17 protein-coding genes and 3 pseudogenes are annotated in these 17,906 nt (G+C 70.7%); 10 read left to right on the plus strand and 10 right to left on the minus strand.

Features of this window, described 5'->3' with window-relative positions; translation table 11 throughout:
* Positions 1-31: 31 nt before the first annotated feature.
* Together AB0D27_RS00430 and AB0D27_RS00435 are read right to left on the minus strand one after the other, a co-directional pair.
* A complete protein-coding gene (locus AB0D27_RS00430; protein ID WP_362500718.1) occupies positions 32-1,429 on the minus strand; it encodes a DUF6421 family protein in 1,398 nt (465 codons plus the stop codon).
* An 81-nt stretch (positions 1,430-1,510) separates the two neighbouring features.
* The gene (locus tag AB0D27_RS00435; RefSeq protein ID WP_362500719.1) at positions 1,511-2,506 is read right to left on the minus strand and encodes an alpha/beta hydrolase; all 996 of its coding nucleotides are present in this window, start codon (positions 2,504-2,506) and stop codon (positions 1,511-1,513) included.
* A gap of 296 nt (positions 2,507-2,802) precedes the next feature.
* Between AB0D27_RS00435 and AB0D27_RS00440 the strand changes: the two genes are divergently transcribed.
* Positions 2,803-3,486, plus strand: coding sequence for a glycerophosphodiester phosphodiesterase family protein (locus AB0D27_RS00440; protein ID WP_362500720.1), 684 nt, complete (start codon positions 2,803-2,805; stop codon positions 3,484-3,486).
* Positions 3,487-3,518: 32 nt separating this feature from the next.
* Here AB0D27_RS00440 and AB0D27_RS00445 read toward each other — a convergent pair whose 3' ends face one another.
* A complete protein-coding gene (locus AB0D27_RS00445; RefSeq protein ID WP_362500721.1) occupies positions 3,519-4,061 on the minus strand; it encodes a GNAT family N-acetyltransferase in 543 nt (180 codons plus the stop codon).
* Positions 4,062-4,131: 70 nt separating this feature from the next.
* Between AB0D27_RS00445 and AB0D27_RS00450 the strand changes: the two genes are divergently transcribed.
* A complete protein-coding gene (locus tag AB0D27_RS00450) occupies positions 4,132-4,518 on the plus strand; it encodes a VOC family protein (RefSeq protein WP_362500722.1) in 387 nt (128 codons plus the stop codon).
* A 92-nt stretch (positions 4,519-4,610) separates the two neighbouring features.
* The gene (locus AB0D27_RS00455; RefSeq protein ID WP_362500723.1) at positions 4,611-5,375 is read left to right on the plus strand and encodes a VOC family protein; all 765 of its coding nucleotides are present in this window, start codon (positions 4,611-4,613) and stop codon (positions 5,373-5,375) included.
* Between the two features lie 266 nt (positions 5,376-5,641).
* Here AB0D27_RS00455 and AB0D27_RS00460 read toward each other — a convergent pair whose 3' ends face one another.
* From AB0D27_RS00460 to AB0D27_RS00470, 3 genes are all read right to left on the minus strand, one after another.
* Positions 5,642-8,188: a cellulosome protein gene (locus tag AB0D27_RS00460; protein WP_362500724.1), complete on the minus strand. Its 2,547-nt coding sequence runs from the start codon at positions 8,186-8,188 to the stop codon at positions 5,642-5,644.
* 197 nt (positions 8,189-8,385) lie between these two features.
* Positions 8,386-8,865 (minus strand): MarR family transcriptional regulator, encoded by a 480-nt coding sequence (locus AB0D27_RS00465; RefSeq protein ID WP_362500913.1) that lies wholly within the window; start codon positions 8,863-8,865, stop codon positions 8,386-8,388.
* 356 nt (positions 8,866-9,221) lie between these two features.
* Positions 9,222-10,877 carry an FUSC family protein gene (locus AB0D27_RS00470; protein WP_362500725.1) on the minus strand — a complete coding sequence of 552 codons (1,656 nt, stop codon included), beginning with the start codon at positions 10,875-10,877 and terminating at the stop codon, positions 9,222-9,224.
* A 178-nt stretch (positions 10,878-11,055) separates the two neighbouring features.
* On the opposite strand from AB0D27_RS00470, the gene AB0D27_RS00475 reads away from it, so the two are divergent.
* From AB0D27_RS00475 to AB0D27_RS00490, 4 genes are all read left to right on the plus strand, one after another.
* Positions 11,056-11,604, plus strand: a complete 549-nt coding sequence (locus AB0D27_RS00475) for a DUF5134 domain-containing protein (protein WP_362500726.1) — start codon at positions 11,056-11,058, stop codon at positions 11,602-11,604.
* Between the two features lie 109 nt (positions 11,605-11,713).
* Positions 11,714-12,649 carry a M56 family metallopeptidase gene (locus AB0D27_RS00480; protein WP_362500727.1) on the plus strand — a complete coding sequence of 312 codons (936 nt, stop codon included), beginning with the start codon at positions 11,714-11,716 and terminating at the stop codon, positions 12,647-12,649.
* Positions 12,650-12,720: 71 nt separating this feature from the next.
* Positions 12,721-13,428 carry a phosphatase PAP2 family protein gene (locus tag AB0D27_RS00485; RefSeq protein ID WP_362500728.1) on the plus strand — a complete coding sequence of 236 codons (708 nt, stop codon included), beginning with the start codon at positions 12,721-12,723 and terminating at the stop codon, positions 13,426-13,428.
* Between the two features lie 39 nt (positions 13,429-13,467).
* Complete coding sequence (locus AB0D27_RS00490; RefSeq protein WP_362500914.1) at positions 13,468-14,157, plus strand: HAD-IA family hydrolase; 690 nt, start codon at positions 13,468-13,470, stop codon at positions 14,155-14,157.
* Between the two features lie 42 nt (positions 14,158-14,199).
* On the opposite strand, the gene AB0D27_RS00495 is transcribed toward AB0D27_RS00490, so the two are convergent.
* The gene (locus tag AB0D27_RS00495; protein WP_362500729.1) at positions 14,200-14,445 is read right to left on the minus strand and encodes a DUF2630 family protein; all 246 of its coding nucleotides are present in this window, start codon (positions 14,443-14,445) and stop codon (positions 14,200-14,202) included.
* A 410-nt stretch (positions 14,446-14,855) separates the two neighbouring features.
* Positions 14,856-15,029, minus strand: a pseudogene (locus tag AB0D27_RS00500) (Ku protein); the annotation flags it as partial.
* Positions 15,030-15,192: 163 nt separating this feature from the next.
* Here AB0D27_RS00500 and AB0D27_RS00505 point away from each other — a divergent pair.
* Positions 15,193-15,657: an excalibur calcium-binding domain-containing protein gene (locus AB0D27_RS00505; RefSeq protein WP_362500730.1), complete on the plus strand. Its 465-nt coding sequence runs from the start codon at positions 15,193-15,195 to the stop codon at positions 15,655-15,657.
* An 87-nt stretch (positions 15,658-15,744) separates the two neighbouring features.
* Here the strand turns inward: AB0D27_RS00505 and AB0D27_RS00510 are convergent.
* Positions 15,745-16,053: pseudogene (locus tag AB0D27_RS00510) on the minus strand (hypothetical protein); the annotation flags it as partial.
* A pseudogene (locus tag AB0D27_RS00515) lies at positions 15,974-16,261 on the minus strand (recombinase family protein); the annotation flags it as partial. The pseudogenes AB0D27_RS00510 and AB0D27_RS00515, both read right to left, overlap by 80 nt.
* 240 nt (positions 16,262-16,501) lie before the next feature.
* Between AB0D27_RS00515 and AB0D27_RS00520 the strand changes: the two are divergent.
* Positions 16,502-17,119, plus strand: coding sequence for an MmpS family transport accessory protein (locus AB0D27_RS00520; RefSeq protein ID WP_362500731.1), 618 nt, complete (start codon positions 16,502-16,504; stop codon positions 17,117-17,119).
* 164 nt (positions 17,120-17,283) lie between these two features.
* On the plus strand, positions 17,284-17,904 hold the full coding sequence (locus AB0D27_RS00525) for a PASTA domain-containing protein (protein ID WP_362500732.1): 621 nt from the start codon (positions 17,284-17,286) through the stop codon (positions 17,902-17,904).
* Positions 17,905-17,906 lie beyond the last annotated feature (2 nt).

Raw genomic sequence — 17,906 nt, forward strand, 5'->3', positions numbered from 1 at the left:
TTCGCCTCCTGAGCGTCCATGGTCCGGGCGCTCACGCGGCGACCCGCTCGGCGTTCGCCGCGGTGATGCCCTTGGTGGAGGCGATCACGTTCTTCAGCTTCTTGGAGAGCGCCTCATAGAACATGCTCAGCGGAAACTCGTCCGGGAGCACGTCGTCCACGAGCTTACGCGGGGGCTGGGTCAGGTCGAGGGCGTCCGGACCCTTGGCCCAGCGGGAGCCGGGATGCGGGGCGAGGTAGGTGGAGACCAGCTCGTACGCCTTGAACCAGTGGACGAGCTTGGGGCGGTCGATGCCGGCCCGGTAGAGGTCCTCGATCTCGGCGCACAGCTGGTTGGTGACCTGCGGGGCGCGCTGCCAGTCGATGTGCAGCTTGTTGTCGGTCCAGCGGACGACATCGTGCTTGTGCAGGTAGGCGAAGAGCAGCTGGCCGCCGAGGCCGTCGTAGTTGCGGACGCGCTCGCCGGTCACCGGGAAGCGGAACATCCGGTCGAAGAGCACCGCGTACTGCACGTCACGGCCTTGCGGGAATCCGTCGTCCGCCAGCTTCACGGCCTCCTTGAAGGCGGTGAGGTCGCAGCGCAGCTCCTCGAGGCCGTACATCCAGAACGGCTGGCGCTGCTTGATCATGAACGGGTCGAAGGGCAGGTCGCCGTGGCTGTGGGTGCGGTCGTGGACCATGTCCCACAGCACGAATGCCTGCTCGCAGCGCTCCTGGTCGTGGACCATGGCCGCGATGTCCTCAGGCAGCTGGAGGTCCAGGATGTCCACGGCGGCGTCGGTGACGGCACGGAAGCGGGCGGCCTCGCGGTCGCAGAAGATGCCGCCCCAGCTGAAGCGCTCGGGCGCCTCGCGCACCGCGATGGTCTCCGGGAAGAGAACGGCCGAATTGGTGTCGTAGCCCGCGGTGAAGTCCTCGAACGTGATGCCGCAGAACAGCGGGTTGTCGTAGCGGGTGCGCTCCAGTTCGGCCAGCCACTCGGGCCACACCATGCGCAGGACGACTGCTTCGAAGTTGCGGTTCGGGTTGCCGTTCTGCGTGTACATCGGGAAGACGACCAGGTGCTGGAGGCCGTCCTCGCGGTCCGCCGCGGGCTGGAAGGCCAGCAGCGAGTCGAGGAAGTCGGGCACCTGGAAGCCGTCGTCGGCCCAGCGCCGCAGATCCTTCACGAGCGCCTCGTGGTACGCGGCGTCGTGCGGCAGCAGCGGGGCGAGCCGCTCGATCGCGTCTATGGCACGGCGTACGGCCAGCTCGGCGTCGGAGGCGTCGGGCGCGCCCTCCGCCTCGAAGTCGATGGAGCCGTCCTTGGACTGCCAGGGCCGGATCTCCTCCACGGCATCCTTGAGCACGGGCCATGCCGGGTGCTCCACCACCCTGCCCACGGGAGGAACCCGCCCCTCCGTACCCGCTTGCACAAGAATTTCCGTCATGTCCCATCCTCTACAGGAGAACCTCGCGTATGGACACCGTATGTAAGTGAGGTTCCCTCCCGCAAGGGGAGACTCTGGAGATTATCCTGCGCCACCCCCACCTTCACCGCTCTTTTTCCTGCCGGACACCGTGGAGGCGATTACTTCCGCTACGCGCCGCTGGGCGTCACGGGCGTCCTCAAGAAGCTCGGGGAAGCCGAAGAATCCGTGGAACATGCCCGGGTAGTCACTCTCGGTGACCCGTCCACCGGACGTCCGCAGCTTCGCGGCATACGCCCGCCCCTCCTCGCGGAGCGGATCGAAACCCGCCGTGACGATGTGGGCGGGCGGCAGGTGGTGCAGATCGGCCAGGAGAGGCGAGGCGTTCGGGTGCGCCCGGTCGTCGGCGGGACCGAAGTACTGCTCGACGAACCAACGGCCGTGGGAGGGCGTGAGGAAATACCCCGGGCCGTTCCAGTCGGGCGATGCCTCGCGCGGGCGCGCGTCGGTCGCGGGATAGACGAGCACCTGGAGCGCGAGCGCCGGGCCGCCCCGGTCGCGGGCGGTCAGCGCGGCGACGGCCGCGAGGTTCCCGCCGGCGCTGTCGCCCGCGACCACCAACGCACCGGAGTCCTGGCCCAGTTCACCGACGTGCCGCGCGGCCCAGCACAGCGCCGCGTACGCGTCGTCGACGGCCGCGGGGAAGCGGGCCTCGGGCGCGAGCCGGTAGTCGACCGACACGACGACCGCGCCGGCGTCCCGGCACAGGGCGCGCGCGATGGGGTCGTGCGTGTCCAGGCCGCCGATGGTCCATCCGCCGCCGTGGAAGAAGACGACGGTGGGGCGGGGGGTGGGCGGCTGCGGGAGATCCGGCCGCGGCCGATAGATCCGTACCGGAATCTCCGGCGCCCCCTGCGGACCCGGTATCGCGCGGTCCTCGACCCGGTCCACGGCAGGCGGCTCGAAGGGCCAGGCGGGTGCGGCGGCCAGGATGCGGCGGGCCTCGGCCGCGTCGGTGACGGCGCCTCCCAGATCCGGGAAGTGGGCCCTGATGGCCCCGATGAGGGCGAGGACGTCGGGCGCGGGCTCGTGGGGCATCGCGGGACCTCTCCGGAGCGGACGGATGAAAGCCCTTGTCGGGCAGGGACATGACTAGCCATCAGTCCTCGAAGTGGCAAGGGCGGCGGCCCGGTCAACCGTCATGGGACTCGCCCACCGGGGAGTGACCCGTCCCGGCGGTTCGAGGCAGCTCTCCCCTGCCGGACACCCCCATTGCCCCGCGTACGAACGGGTACATCGCACACCGGGGCCATTAGGCTGCGGCCTGCCGCGTGGACGCCCCCGTCGGAGACCACGCGCGAGCCGAGCCGCCGTCGACGGAAGCGAGTCGAATCTTGAACTTCCTCACCATCGGTCATCGCGGAGTGATGGGTATCGAACCCGAGAACACGCTCCGTTCCTTCATCGCCGCCCAGCACGCGGGCCTCGACCTGATCGAACTCGATCTGCATCTGAGCAAGGACGGCGCCCTCGTCGTCATGCACGACGCCGAAGTGGACCGTACGACCGACGGCTCGGGGCCGATCGCCGAGAAGACCCTCGCCGAGCTGCGGGCGCTGGACGCGGGGCGCGGTGAGCGCGTCCCCGTGTTCGACGAGGTGCTGGACGCCGTGCGGACGCCGCTGCAGGCGGAGATCAAGGATGTGGCGGCGGCCAGGGCGCTGGCCGAGGTCATGCACCGGCGGGATCTGGTGGGCCGGGTCGAGGTGTCGTCGTTCCACGACGAGGCGCTCGCCGAGATCGCCCGGCTGGTGCCGGGCGTCCGCACCGCGCTCATCGCGAGCCGCTTTGGCATCGATGTCGTGGACCGCGCCACGGAGGTCGGCGCCGCGACCGTGTGCCTCAACATCCGCAGGCTGACTCTGGAGATCGTCGAGCACGCCCGCAAGGCCGACCTGCGGATCATCGGCTGGGTGGTGAACACCCAGGACCAGCTGCGGCTGGTGCGCGCCCTGGAGCTGGACGGCGCGACCACCGACTACCCCGAGATCAAGCGCACCGGACGCTTCACGGCGTAGCGAACGGCGCAGGTCCCTCCACCGGGGAACACCTATGCCAGCGGCTTGACCAGCAGCTCGAACTGCAGGTCGTCACGCTGCGGAATACCGAAGCGCTCGTCGCCGTACGGGAAGGGCGTCATCTTTCCCGTACGGCGGTAGCCGCGCCGCTCGTACCAGGCGATGAGGTCGTCGCGTACGGAGATCACGGTCATGTGCATCTCCGTGACGCCCCACGTCTCACGGGCCGTCCGCTCCGCCTCCGCGATGATCACCTTGCCGAGGCCCTCGCCCTGCAGCGCGGGGCTGACCGCGAACATGCCGAAGTAGGCGTGGTCACCGCGGTGTTCGAGCTGGCAGCAGGCGGCGACCGTGCCGTCCCGCTCGACGGTCAGAAGGCGGCTGTCGGGCGCCTTGATGACCGCCAGCACGCCCTCGGGGTCGGTCCGCTGCCCTTGGAGGATGTCCGCCTCCGTGGTCCAGCCGGACCGGCTCGAGTCGCCCCGGTACGCGGACTCGATCAGCGCGACCAGGACGTCCACGTCGCCGTCGGCGGCGTCGCGAAAGGTCAGTCCGGTGGAGGCGGCGGTGTCCATGGAGCGTTTCTCCGTTCAGTGGCGCGGCTGCGGCACCGAAGAGCCTAACCCTCCCCTAGGCTGCGGATGCATGGTGCATGTACTGAGCAGCCGGACCCTCCTGCGCCCCACCGACCCGGAGCGTTCCCGTGTCTTCTACGGCGAGCAGCTGGGCCTCGCCGTCTACCGCGAGTTCGGTACGGGCCCCGAGCGCGGGACCGTCTACTTCCTCGGCGGCGGCTTCCTGGAGGTCGCGGGGCGGTCGGCGACCCCGCCCTCCCCCGCGCTCAAGCTGTGGCTCCAGGTACCGGACGCGACGGCGGCCCACGAGGAGCTGACGGCCGCCGGGGTCCAGGTGGTGCGCCCGCCGGTGCGGGAGCCGTGGGGGCTGATCGAGATGTGGATCGCGGATCCGGACGGCACCGAGATCGTGATCGTCGAGGTCCCCGGAGATCATCCCCTGCGCTACCGGCCCTGAGGTGTCCCTCACCCCGTCACCTTCTCGCCCGGATGGCTCGTGCTGCGACCCGGGATTAGCGTTCTGAGGGGACTCGCAGCGGAAGGAACGCCATGAAGCTCGACAGGCCGGTGACCGGCGGACCCTGCTGGACGGAGCTGGCGACCAGTGATCTGGAGGCGGCCAAGCGCTTCTACGCCGATCTGTTCGGCTGGCGCCCGGAGACGGATCCGCGCCAGGAGGCGGGCGGCTACACGATCGCGCACCTCGGGGACGCCGCGGTCGCGGCGATCTCCCCGCTGTACCAGGACTCGCAGCCCGTCGCCTGGAACGTGTCGTTCGCCGTCGCCGACGCGGACGCCGCCGTACGGGCGGTGCAGGATGCCGGCGGCACGGTCGTCCTCGGCCCGATGGACGTGTTCGACGTGGGCCGTTTCGCGGTCGCCTTCGACCCCGATGGCGCGGCCTTCCAGCTGTGGCAGGCGCGGGCCTTTCCCGGGGCGGGCCTGTTCAACGCTCCGGGCGCGCTGGGCTGGGTGGAGCTGCTGACCCGGGCGCCGGACCGGGTCACGGAGTTCTACACCCGGGTGTTCGGCTGGACCGTCAACGCCTCGGAGGAGTACACCCAGTGGGGCATCGACGGCGCCGACTTCGGCGGCATGCTGACGATGGACGAGAAGTTCCCGCACGAGGTCCCCTCGCACTGGCTGCCGTACTTCGCCGTCGAGGACGTGGACGCCACGGCGAACGCCGCCGTCGGCGCGGGCGGCAGCATGCTCATGGAACCCACCTCGGTACCGGACGGCCCACGCATCGCGGTGCTGCGGGACCCGCAGGGAGCGGTGTTCGGGATCCATGTGGCGGGCGAGGAGGGCTGACGGGGTACGCCGGCTCCCGTAGTTCCCTCGCTTCATCGGCGTGAGCTGGTGGATGCCGTGCCGTGTGCCCGGATCGGCGAATCCGTGCGGGCAGCCGGAGGGGACGTACATCAGGCTGCCCGCCGCCCCGGAGGACCTTCTGCCCGCTGCCGGACTTCCAGGTCTGCCAGTCGCCGGGCGTCCGGACGCGCGGCTCGGAGGCCGGCATGCCGAGTCGCCGTCGAGGAGGAGGAACAACTCCTCGGCTTCGTCGTGGACGTGAGATGTCAGGCCACTGGTGTCACCTCCACCTGGTCGATGACGGGCGCGTAGGCGGAACGCTGCCGGAAGCGTGGGGACCCGGCGCCGTCGAAGTCGGGCAGTTCCTCGGCGGTGAAGGTCAAGGTGTTGGCCCCCTTCCGCAGCGTCACCGGAACGGTGAGATGCCAGAAGTTGTTGAAGTGGAAGGTGGTCGGGAAGAGCACGCGGCGCGGCGACTCCCCGTTGACGGAGAGGTCCGCGTGGCGGCAGACCGGGTCCGGGTTGTAGTGGGTGGCGGGGGTCTGCTCGCCGTTGGAGTAGCGGATGGGGAGGGCGTGCCGACCGGTGTGCGCGGCCGTGACGCTGAGGGTGAGCGCGTTGGCCGCTCCGTTGCCGATGCCGTCGACCGCCTTCCCGCCGGTGGCGAAGGTGAGGGCGCCGGTCACCTTCGCGCCGCCCGTGACCACGCCCTCTTCGGCGGCGTACACGGTGGTCTTCAGATGACCGCTCCCGGGTCCGACCCGCAGCCGGTCCAGGACGAGCAGGGCCGACGCGGCCGTGACGGTCAGCTTGTTGATGCCGCCGGACAGGAACAGCGGAATCCGGCCGATGCACCCCAGGTTCTCGCCGTTGACCGTCAAGGTGCCCTCGCCGCCGCCCAGTTGGCCGACCGACACGGTCGCCTCGCCGTCGGTCGCCGCGTGCACCCAGAAGGTGGCGGTGCCGCCGTGGGGCAGTACGACGGCACCCGGGCCGGAGGCCCCACGGTGGGCGTAACTCACCTGCGCCCCGCCGCCGAGGACCGCGTACTCGGCCTCGTACAGTGCGGGGGCCGTCACCTGCTCGTCGCGCAGCGCCAGGTCGATCCTGTCGATGACCGCGTCGCCTTTCGTCACGCCGAGGTCGGGATCCTGGGCGGCGAGCGTGAGGGTGTGCCTGCCCGCGGTCAGACGGACCCGGGTGTCGGTGTGGCCCCACACCGCCCGCTTGTAGCCGAGCGGCAGCCGCAGTTCCCGCGGGCCGGTGCCGTCGACGCGCAGGAAGACGTTGGTGGGGCCCTGCTCGGCGACCAGGTCGTCGAGGTTGTAGGAGTTGGCGAAGACGCTCAGGTCGTACGTCCCGTCCCGCGGGATCTCGACGGCGAAGGCGAGAACGCCGTCGGAACCGGTGCGCAGACCGCCGATGTGGTGGGTGCCGAAGGAGGCGAACCTGTCGACGTCGGAGGGCGATCCCTCGGGTCCGTTCCTCGCGTAACCGCCGCCCGTGTACGTGGCGTTCTCGGCCGCGTACGTCGCCCGCCGGCTCACCGAGGGCGGTACGAGTGCGGCACCTTTGCCGCCGGGCGAGAGGATGACCTCGTAGGCGGACATCTCCTGGAGGTCCGTCAGTGGCAGCGTCACCCTCCCTTCCAGGACGGACAGTTCGCGGTCCTGGAGGCGCAACGGCTGTGCGGAGGCGCCGACTTGGCCGGTCCACGGGATCTCGTGGAGCCGTACGTGCACGGTGTCGCCGAAGAGCTCGGCCGGTACATGCGCGAAGACGATGTCCGCGTCGCCGCTCTCACCGCCGAACAGGGCCCGGGCCTGCCGCTTGTCCCGGTCGAGGGTGGCGACGCCCTGGAGGGTGTACTGGATGTTGGGCCGGGGGGCGGTCACCCGGACCGTGTGGCCGGTCATCCGGCCGTACGCGTTGAACAGCCACCACTGGCCGTTTCCCTTGTTCGCCTCCACCGCCGAGTCGTTGAGGTTGCCGTCGATGTTCCAGTACGCCATGTCGGCGTCGATCTTCGACTCCTCGATGGCGGAGATCCACTGGACCATCTGGCCCGGCACGGACAAGTGGTAGTTGTGCGCGTACTCGTTGATGTTGACGGGCAGCGGACCGATCCCCAAGTGCCTTTCCGTCTCGCGATACTTGGCGACGTTGGTGCGGATAGCGGCAGGCGTGGACAGTTCGTGCCAGGTGATCACGTCGGGCAGCACGTCATGAGCCTTGGCGAACTCCAGGAAGCCGCTGACCTCTTCGTACAGGATGCTGGTGTTGGGGCCGGCGACGCGCGCGCCCGGGTGGAGGCGCTTGATGAGCCGGAAGGCGTCCTTCCAGGCGGCGAAGTAGTGGCGCGGGTCGGTGCGCCAGGAGATCCGGTTGTAGCTCCACTCCTGAGTCCCGAACATGTTGCCCTCGGGCTCGTTGAACGGCACGTACACCACATGGGACTTGTAGGCGCCCGTCGTCAGGACCTGCCGGACCTGCTTCTCGACCAGTGCCATGAAACCGGCGAGCCGCTCCTCCCCGGTGGCGCCGGGCCATTGATAGGGGAATCCGCGGTAGATGTCGGTCATGTAGATGTAGACGTCCCTGCCGCCGCAGTCGACGAAGGGCGCGAGGACGTCGAGCGCGTCGGCTCCGGGATGCTGGGTGCCGTCCTGGGCCTTGGTGGCCACCGTGCGGACGTACATGCCCTCGACGACATTGCGGCTGGGCACGCCGTCGCCGTACAGGCCGTAGAGAGTGCCGCTCGCGCCGCCGTGGAAGGGGCCGGTGTCGGTCCCCAGGTCGATGGTGAGCGCCACGCCGCAGTCCCCTCCCCGTGGCCTCGGCATTCCGCAAGGCCGATGGTTCGATACCTCGTACGCCGATCGCGATGCCGAACCGACGTGCCCGAACGTAGGAGGGGTTCGCGACTCGTGTCAACGGTCGGTCACCGTAAAGATGCTGACGGCCCTACGACGCGACGCGGCGGCGTACGGAGTCGGCCATCTCGGTGGACTCAGGCGCGCGGCAGGCCCAGTCGGCCTTCCAGCTGACCGAGCAACTCGCCGAGCAGTCCGGCCAGTTCGCGCTGCCGATCGAGGTCGACCCCGGACAGGACCGTCGTCTCGTACGCGAGCTGTTCGGGGAGGATGCCGTCGACGAGATCCCGCCCCTCGTCGGTCAGCCGGACGTGCGCGACCCGGCGGTCACGGGTGTCACCGCGCCGCTCGACCAGGCCGCGTTCAGTCAGCTGCTTGAGCCGCTTGGTGACGGCGGCACCGGAGGAGAACGTCTCTCGGGCGATCTCGCTGGGCGTCAATTCGTGCCCGGTGCGCCGCAGCGTCCCGAGGACGTCGAACTCGGGGCGGGTGAGCCCGGCCCGGCGCAGCGGGGCGTCCTCGGCCTGCTGAAGGAGCGCGGCACACCGGTTCACGCGACCGATCACCTCCATGGGCCCGGTGTCGAGATCGGGACGCACGGCCTGCCACTGCCGCACGACAGCGGCGACGGTGTCACCGGGCGTCGCGCGGCCGGCGGGGGGCGTCTCTGTGTCGTCCGCCTGTGGGGCCCCGGCGGGCGCTTGTGTCTCCGCCCGGCGCCCGGCGGGGGCGGCCGCTGCCTTCACCCCTTGGGCGGCGGGCTCCTCGGGTTCCACCGGTCCGAGGGTGGCGCCTTCCGTCTCCCTCTGGCGGGCGGCGGGATCCTTCACCTCCGCCCCTGCGGCGGCGGTGTCGTCCACGTCGCCCCGTCCCACGGAGGCATCCCCCGTCTGCACCCGCCCAACGCGCGCATCCTCCGTCTCCACCCGTCGGACAGGGGTCCCCTCGGGTTCCGCCCGCCCGTCCGCTCTCGTCATGCCGGTGTGCCCTCCAAGCAGTGCAGTCCCTGGCGTCGTACCGTCGCCGCGAGCGTACGATGTCCGGCCTGCTCCGCCCGCATGACCCGCTCCTGCGGCAGGGCGCGCTGCCACCATTCGCCGGCGGCGGCGTCGGCGGCGGCGCGCAGGTCGACGACGGCGGCGGCCAGGCTCCGGCGGGCGGACTCCAGCGCGCCAGGATCGGTGCGCTCTTCGGCCAGCAGGGCGGTGGCGTGCCCCCGGGCTCGCTCCACCGCGCTGAGGGCGTGCTCGATGCGGTCGCCGGCCCGCCGGTTGGTCACGGCGACCGCTGCGGCGAAGCCGACCAGCGCGCCCACGAGGGTGTCCACGACACGGTCGGTGATCAGCTGCTCGGGCTGCTGGAATCGCGTGAACTCGGTGATCAGCAGAGCCATGGGGGTCACGCAGATGGTGCCGAGCCAGTAGTTGCGCCCGATCAGCGCCTCGGCTCCGAAGTTGAAGGCGAGGCAGCACAGGACGAGGACCGCCTCCCCGAGGTGGGCGAGCGGGGCGACCGCCGCGAAGACGAGCACTCCGACGAGGTTGCCGACGACGCGCTGGACGCCCCGGCTCCAGGTCAGGGTGATGTTGGCCTGGTAGAGCGAGGCGGCGGTGACCAGCGCCCAGTAGGGGCGGCCGACACCGAGCGCGAGCGAGGCGTATCCGGCGAGGGCGCAGCCGAGCGCGGTGCGCAGGGCGAGGGGGCCGAGCGGGCCGAGGCGGCTCAGCAACGGCCGTTCGCCGAAGGCGAGCTCGGCCTCCACGCCGAGGAGTTCGTCGGCGCTGTCCGCGAGGTCGGCCGGACGCGGAACAGGCCCGGTGCCGCCCAGCTCACGGGCCCAGGCCCGCAGCTGCGCGGCCTCCGTATCGGCGGGAGCGGCGAGCGCGACCTCGGCGCGCACGACGAGCCGTTCGAGAGCGCGCCGGGGCGCGGAGCGGGCGCCGGTGGACAGCAGCGACTGCCAGGCGGCGTGCACGGCGGCGGCCGCGGCGGCGCGGGCACTGGCGGCCCCGTCCCCGGTTCCCCGGGCCTCGACGTACGTGGCCGCCGTGTTCAGCGCGTGCGCGGTGGCACGCCGCTCCGGGCCGTGCGGCCGGACGAGCCCGGGGGCCATGCCGACGATCCAGGCCCAGGCGCCCGCCGCCGCGCCGAGCGCGAGATGGCCCGGCACCTGGCCGAGGGTCTGCGGTGCGAACAGGGAGGCCGAGGAGATGAAGGCGAGGACCACGTGACCGGGCGGTCCGATGCGCGTGGCGTCGCACAGCACCTTCTGCGCGGCGGCGAGCAGCGCGCCGACCGTGACCAGTACGACGGCGTCCGTGGTGAGCGAGGCAGTGACGAGGGCGACGGCGAGACCGCCGAGCATGCCGAGCACCACCCAGGCGAGGGCGCGCGCCCGGGCGGCGTACGGCCGGTTGTGGGCGTAGAGCGCGCAGAGCGAGCCCGCCATCGTGTACATCGCCAGATCCAGCCGGCCGAGGGCCAACAGCGTCAGGTTGGGCGGGGCGACCGCGGCCACGACGCTCAGCGCGGGCTTGAACCAGATGTCGGAGGGCCTGCCGATGCGCAGCACGCCCGCCAGCGGGAGGCGCCGTGTGCGTGGGGGACGGGGGGTGGTCGCACTACTCATACCTGTAACCTTAGCAGGTGTTTTACAAGTAAAACAACTGTGCATCACCCGCCTCCATCTGGGCCGCACTCCCTCACGCTCCCCCCATACGCCTGTGCGCTCGCTTGCGCCCCGGCCGGGTGGGGCATGCCCTGACCGACTGTCCGATGTCCGACATCGTCCAGCGGGGAGGTACGCGGTGCACGGACCGGCTTCACCCGGCTGGCTGCTCGTCGTGCTGTGCGCGGCGACCGGGGCCTACTGTCTGCTGCGGATGCGCAGCCCCGTCGAGGAACAGCGCCGCACCGCGGGCGGCGAGGCGCTCATGGGCTTCGGCATGGCCGCGATGGCCCTACCCGCCGCGGTGGCCACAGCACCGCGCTGGGCCTGGCTCGCGTACGCCGCCCTGTTCGCCGGCACCGCCGTACGCGCCCTGTGGACGGCCCGCGTCGGCTCCCACCACCTGCACCACCTGATGGGCGCCCTCGCCATGGCCTACATGGCGGCCACCATGGCCGCCTCCCCCGGTCACCACGGCCACGCCGGCACCGGCATCCCGCTGGTGACCGGCGTCCTCCTCCTCTACTTCACCGGCTATGTCCTGCGCTCCGGCGCCCGACTGCTCCCCGTGTCCGCCCCCGCGTCCGCGGGCCCCCGCACCCTCGCCTGGGCCGACCGCCCCGAACTCTCCCAGGCCTGCCGCCTGTCCATGGGCATCGCGATGCTGGCCATGCTGGTCACGCTCTAGGACCACCAACAGCGCTGCGCGCCCTGGGCGCTGTACGAAACCGTGGCGTACGTCACTTGCCGTCGTAGCCCGTATCCACCGACTACGCCACGCTCATAGGCTTCACCCCATGATGGTCCCCGCGGCACTGTTGCTGCTCGGCGCCCTGGCCGCCGTGGTCGCTCCGCGGCTGCTCGCCCGGGCGGACTGGCCGGACCGTGAACCGGTGGTCGCCCTGTGGGTGTGGCAGTGCGTGGTGGCGGCCGTTCTGCTGTGCTGTGTGCTGTCGATGACGCTCAGCGCGGCCGCCGCCTGGGTGGCCGTGCGCGGCCATGTGTTCGGTGGGGCGCCGCGCTCGGTCGTGGACGCCTACGCGGCGAGCACCGGCGGGGCCTGGGCCGCGACGACCGCCGTGGCGCTCGCGTGCGGGGGCGTCTGGACCGCGGCGATGCTGGTCCGTGAGATCGCACGGGCCCGGTCACGCCGTCGGCAGCGACGGTCCGAACTCCTTGTACGCGCCCCTCTGTTGCCCGGCGAGGAGCCCGGCGCCGACCGTCTGGTGGTCCTGGAGGGCGAACGTCCCGACGCCTGGTGGCTGCCCGGCGCGGCGCCCCAACTCGTCATCACCACAGCCGCGTTGCGCCGTCTCGAGGGTCGCCGGCTGGACGCCGTACTCGCCCATGAGCAGGGACACGCGAGGGCCCGGCACGACTGGCTGCTGCACTGTTCGGCCGCCCTGGCCACCGGCTTTCCGCAGGTGCCCGTGTTCGCCGCGTTCCGCGACGAGATGCACCGCCTGGTCGAACTCGCCGCCGACGATGTGGCGTCGCGCCGTTTCGGCCGTCTCACCATCGCCCTCGCCCTGGTGGAACTCAACGAGGACCGGGGCGTCTTCGGCCCCTGCCCCACCCCCGACGCGCACGTCCCGCAGCGCGTCGACCGCCTCCTCACGGCCCCGGACAGGCTCACGGCGGCACGTCGGCTCCGGCTGACCGCGGCGGCGGCGCTGGTGCCGGTGATTCCCGTACTGGTGGCATTCGTGCCGGGGTTGCGGGCGCTGAGCTAGGGGCGCGCCGGGCGGGGCCTCACACGCCCCGGTGTTCGCCTCCCGCCCCGTCCGTCGGCGAGGATCACGCCATGCACTCCCCGCCCGCCGATTCACCGCCCCGCCCTCCGTGCCCCCGCACCGCGGCGCTCACCGCGGGGACTCTCGCCGTGCCGACCGTGCTGCTCCTCGTACTGGTCGCGTTCTCCTGGCATCCGCTGCTCGCCCTCGACGGCGACATCGCCCGCACGACGCACACCTGGGCGGTCGACGACCCCGGTGTCACCCATGCGTTCCGGATCCTGACGGACTGGGTGTGGGACCCCTGGACGATGCGCGCGGTGTGTGCCGCCGCGGTGGTCTGGCTGATGTGGAGGCACTCGGCATGGTGGCTCGCCCTATGGGTGGTGGCCACGTGTGCGCTGGGCACACTGGTGCAGCAGGGGCTGAAGTCGGCGGTCGGCCGCGAGCGCCCCGTCTGGCCCGACCCCGTGGACTCCGCCGACTACGCGGCCTTCCCCTCCGGCCACGCCCTGACGGCCACCGTGGTGTGCGGGCTGCTGCTGTGGCTGCTCCACCGCTACGGCGCCGGACGCGCGCTGTGGCGTACGGCGCTCGCCCTGGCCGTGGTCTCCGTGGCGGGCGTCGGCCTGACCCGCGTATGGCTCGGCGTGCACTGGCCGTCGGACGTCGTAGGCGGCTGGCTCATCGGGGCCCTGATCGTCGCGCTGGCGGTGGCGTTCTACGAACGATGGCCCGGCTCGGGACGCCTCGCTTCGCGCGGGTCGACTCGCACTTGACCCGCACCGAACGCGCCGCGAAGGATCTCCTTCATGACGATCAAAGCCGTGCTCTTCGACTTCTCCGGGACCCTCTTCCGAGCCGAATCAGCCGAGTCCTGGCTGCGAGCGGTGCTCCGCGAAGCGGATCTCACCCTGTCCGAAGGGGAGTTGAACGAGGCCGCGCACGCGCTGGAGACGGTGGGGGCGCTGCCCGGCGGCGGCCGTCCGCCTCGGCTGCCCGAGGGCCTCGACGAGGTGTGGCGCACCCGCGACGCGAGCGCCGAGCTGCACCGGGCCGCGTACACCGGCGTCTCCCGCCAGGTGCCGCTGCCCGATCCCCGGCTGTACGACGCGCTGTACGACCGTCATATGCTGCCGGACGCCTGGCGCCCCTACCCGGACGCCGACGAGGTCCTGGACGCGCTGCGCGAGCGTGACATCGCGGTCGGCGTGGTCAGCAACATCGGCTGGGATCTGCGGCCCGTCTTCCGCGCGCACGGTCTCAGTCGCTACATCGGCACGTACGTCCTGTCGTACGAGCACGGCGTCCAGAAGCCGGATCGACGGCTGTTCGCCACCGCCTGCCGCGCACTCGGCGTCGCGCCCGAGGACGCCCTCATGGTCGGCGACGACCGCCGGGCGGACGGCGGTGCGGCGGCCCTGGGCTGCGGCGTGCACTTCGTGGACCACCTGCCGGTGACACATCGCCCGGACGGTCTGCGGCCGGTACTCGAGCTGGTCGGCTGACGGCCTCACGCGCGCCGCGCAGGGCGTGCGGGGCGTGCGCTCTCAGCTCAGATAGTCCTCGACCTGCGAGGAAGGACGCGCCCTGGCCTCGTCCGGGTTCTCGCCGAACTCGGACTTCGCGCGCCGCTGGCGCAGCAGGTCCCAGCACTGGTCGAGATCGCGCTCCAGCTGCCCCAGCCGTGCGTGTTCGGTCTCGCTGTCGATCTGCCCGGCCGCCAGGGCGTCACGCAGTCGCCGTTCGTCGTCCACCATGGCCGTGATCCTGGCCAGGATCTGTTCTTGATCCATGTCCGTACGCCTCCTCGGCACTCCAGCCCACTCTAGGGAGCAGACAGTTCCTCTGCGAGCGATAGGAAGTAGCCTCGGGACACCATATGCGGGCCTACCGGGCCGGCCTGGGACGATCCCCGCGTCGCCCCAGGCCGACGGCAGCGGTTCGATCACCTGGGGGGTGCGCCGGGTTCTGCCTGCACCGGAGCCCCATCGGGCCGGGTTCAGCCGGGTTGATGGGGTGTTCGTCCGTCCGGCTCCCGGATGGGAGATGATCTCCCATCCGTCTCCCAGAAATGGCACGTGTCCCGGTTGGCTGGCAACCGGGGGCACGCTCGTGTCGGCAACCGCAAAGAGGGGCGCCCTTACGCGGCGCCGACACGTTCTAGGTGTACTCGGCCAAGAGGTTGGTAACTCGCGTCGGTACGCTTCGACACATCTCGGTCTTCGATCTCGCAGACCTTCCGCACCCGCACCCGGCCCATGTCCTCAAGGTGTATCTGGTGGAAGCGGACACTGTGATCCTCAGTGGCGCTCACCACATGGATAGGCACGGTCACGAGACCGAAGCTGATGGCGCCTGACCAGATGGTTCGGGGCATGACTGACCTCCGCGACAGGCCCCGAGACGTTCAGGCTATGGCGGACCGGGGCGCCCGGCATGCGAAGACGGTCACCGATGGGCGGCCACTCTCCCCATTTCCCCCACACCACCAGCCCCGCCGCCGTACCGTCATCCCCCTCGAACCACACCTGGGGGGACACATGACCAACCCGTACACCACGCCGCCCACACCGCCAGCCGCCAGAACGGCCCCGAGATGGGCGCGGAAACGCTACGTCCTGCCCGCCCTCGCACTCGCCTTCTTCATCGGCATCGGCGCCGGAGGCAGCGACACCCAGAATACGGACGACGCCAAGGCTGCCTCCGCGAAACCGCAGCCGACCGTCACCGTCACCGCAACAGCCACCGAGACCGCCGATCCCGAGCCGGCGCCCACCGTCACCGAGACCCGCAAGGTGAAGGTCAAGGTGACAGTCACCGCCAAGGCCAACACCGGCAGCGGCATTAGCGGCGGAAGCAGCACCGCGGGCGACGACGGCAGCAGCGTCTACTACGCCAACTGCAGCGAAGCCCGTGCAGCCGGAGCTGCCCCCATCCACCGCGGCGAACCCGGCTACGCCTCCCACCTCGACCGCGACGGCGACGGCATCGGCTGCGACAGCTGACAGCCCACTGTCAGTGTCAGCGACGATGATCCATGCATGGCAATCGCGATGCAGAGCTTCGGCCTCACGTGGACCAACTGTGGTCGGGTGCCAATTGCCACCACGCTTGCTCGGGATGCCCTGCTCGTTGAGCCTCGCGGAGATGGCGCGGATGCTCAAGTGCTCCTCGTCGCGCCATTGCTCCATCTGTCGGACGCGTTGCTCTTCCTGTTCGCCGACGGTCAGGGTCTTGTCGACGGACCTCTGTCCGTACCGGGGCGCACTCCCAGACGTAGCTGAGAACGGCCTCCTGCACGGTGAGTTCACGGGCGAGCCGGTCCAGGTTCGGCGCGAGGATCCCGTCGGCGCGGCGGTCGGCGATCCAGGCAACCGCATCCATGAGTCCGGGCCGTTCATCGAGCGTGCTCTTGCCGGATGTTCCGCCCTTACCGTCTCCATCGGTGACCATGTGGACGATGCGGATGCGGTGAGCGGATTGCTTCTTCGTCCACGCGCGGCAGTCGTGTTCCTGCGCTGGAAGCCCATAGCCGTCGACCGCCTGTGCGGCAGTTGAGACGCGACGCACAACGACCAAACGCAGCAGGGTAGTTCGCGGTGTCGCCATTCCTCAAGAACAGTGCAGGTGAACGAAATACCCCCGCTCTCCTATCGATTGACAGAGGAGCGGGGGCGAGCCCTTGTCGCGCGAGAGCCGACAAGGGACCGCCCACACCCCAAGGCGGGCCCCTGTTCGTTGAAGGTTCATATTTCGTTACGGTTTCATCACCGTACCTCCGTGGCCCTTACATATTCCTCACCTGCCCCGTTACGGTCATCCCTCCACGAACCATCCCTGGGGGGACACATGTCGCACAACCAGCCGCCGCCGTCCGGGCCCAGTTGGGGCCAAGTGCCGCCGCCTCCGATGCCGCCGCAGCCCACCGGCCGCCCGAAGTGGGCGCGCAAGCGGATCGCCATCCCCGCCGCCCTGGTCATCCTGTTCATCGGAGTCGGCATCGGCTCCTCCGGCAACGACCAGAAGACGGCTGCTGACGCGAAGCCGGCGCCGCGCGTCACCGTCACCGCGACCGCGGCGGGCAAGGCGAAGCCCGAGCCCGCCCCGACGGTCACCGTCACGAAGACCGCGAAGCCGGCCGCTGTGAAGGCCAAGCCGAAGAAGACCGAGCCGGCCGCGCCCGCCGACAAGGTCGTGTTCAAGGTGTGGGGGTCCGGACCGTCCGGCGTGGACATCACCTACGGCAGCGACACCGACAACCTGCAAGGCCGCGGTCTGCCGATGACCAAGACGCTGACGCTGAAGGATGACGCCATGTACTACAGCGTCACTGCTCAACTCCAGGGTGGCGGCGACATCCACTGCTCGGTGACCGTGGACGGCAAGACCAAGACGGGGCATGCCGTCGGCGGATACAACATCTGCTCGGCGCAGCTCAGCGGCGGCCTCTTCGGCGGCTGGAGCTAGAACCGCCTGCACGACGAAGCGCCCCCGCCCCCGCCGGTTAGCAGAGAAGCGGGGGCGCCGTCGCGTCCGGATGTCACAGCCCTGCAACCCCTCTCCCCCTTCCGCCCCGTCTGCCCTACGGTGTCCCGACTAGCTCAACTCTGGGGGACTCTGTGCGTACCCGCATGATCAGTGCCATCCTGCTCACCGTCACAGTCGGCGGCGTCCTCGCCTGCCAGCCGACCGACGGCAGCAAGGCCAGCGGCGCCCCGGCCCCGGCCGCCACGGCGTCGGCATCGAAGGACGACAAGCCGACGGCGACCGAACGGAAGACGGTGCCCAACTTCGTGGGCATGGGCCTGCAGTCCGCGCAGGACACGGCGCAGGAGCAAGGCTTCTACTCGCTGAAGTCGCATGACTCGCTCGGCCGGGACCGCATGCAAGCCTTCGACCGCAACTGGAAGGTGTGCAGCCAGAACTACAAGGCAGGCAAGACGATCCCCGTCGACACGACGCTCGACTTCGGTGCGGTGAAGCTGGAGGAGACCTGCCCGGCGAAGGATGAGGCTGCCCCGTCGGTGGCGGGCGGGAAGATGCCGGACTTCACGGGCAAGTCGGTGAAGGCGGCGCGGGCCGCGCTCGACTCGGGCACGTCTATCACCGTCAAAGACGCATCGAGCGCGGGCCGCTGGGTGCTCGTCGAGAGCAACTGGAAGGTGTGCTCGCAGTCGCCCGCCGCTGGGGCCGCGCTCAATGGCCAGCCGGTGAGGTTGAAGGCGGTCAAGTTCGAGGAGTCCTGCTCGTAGCG

The organism is Streptomyces sp. NPDC048415 (assembly GCF_040651675.1).
GTDB lineage: Bacteria > Actinomycetota > Actinomycetes > Streptomycetales > Streptomycetaceae > Streptomyces.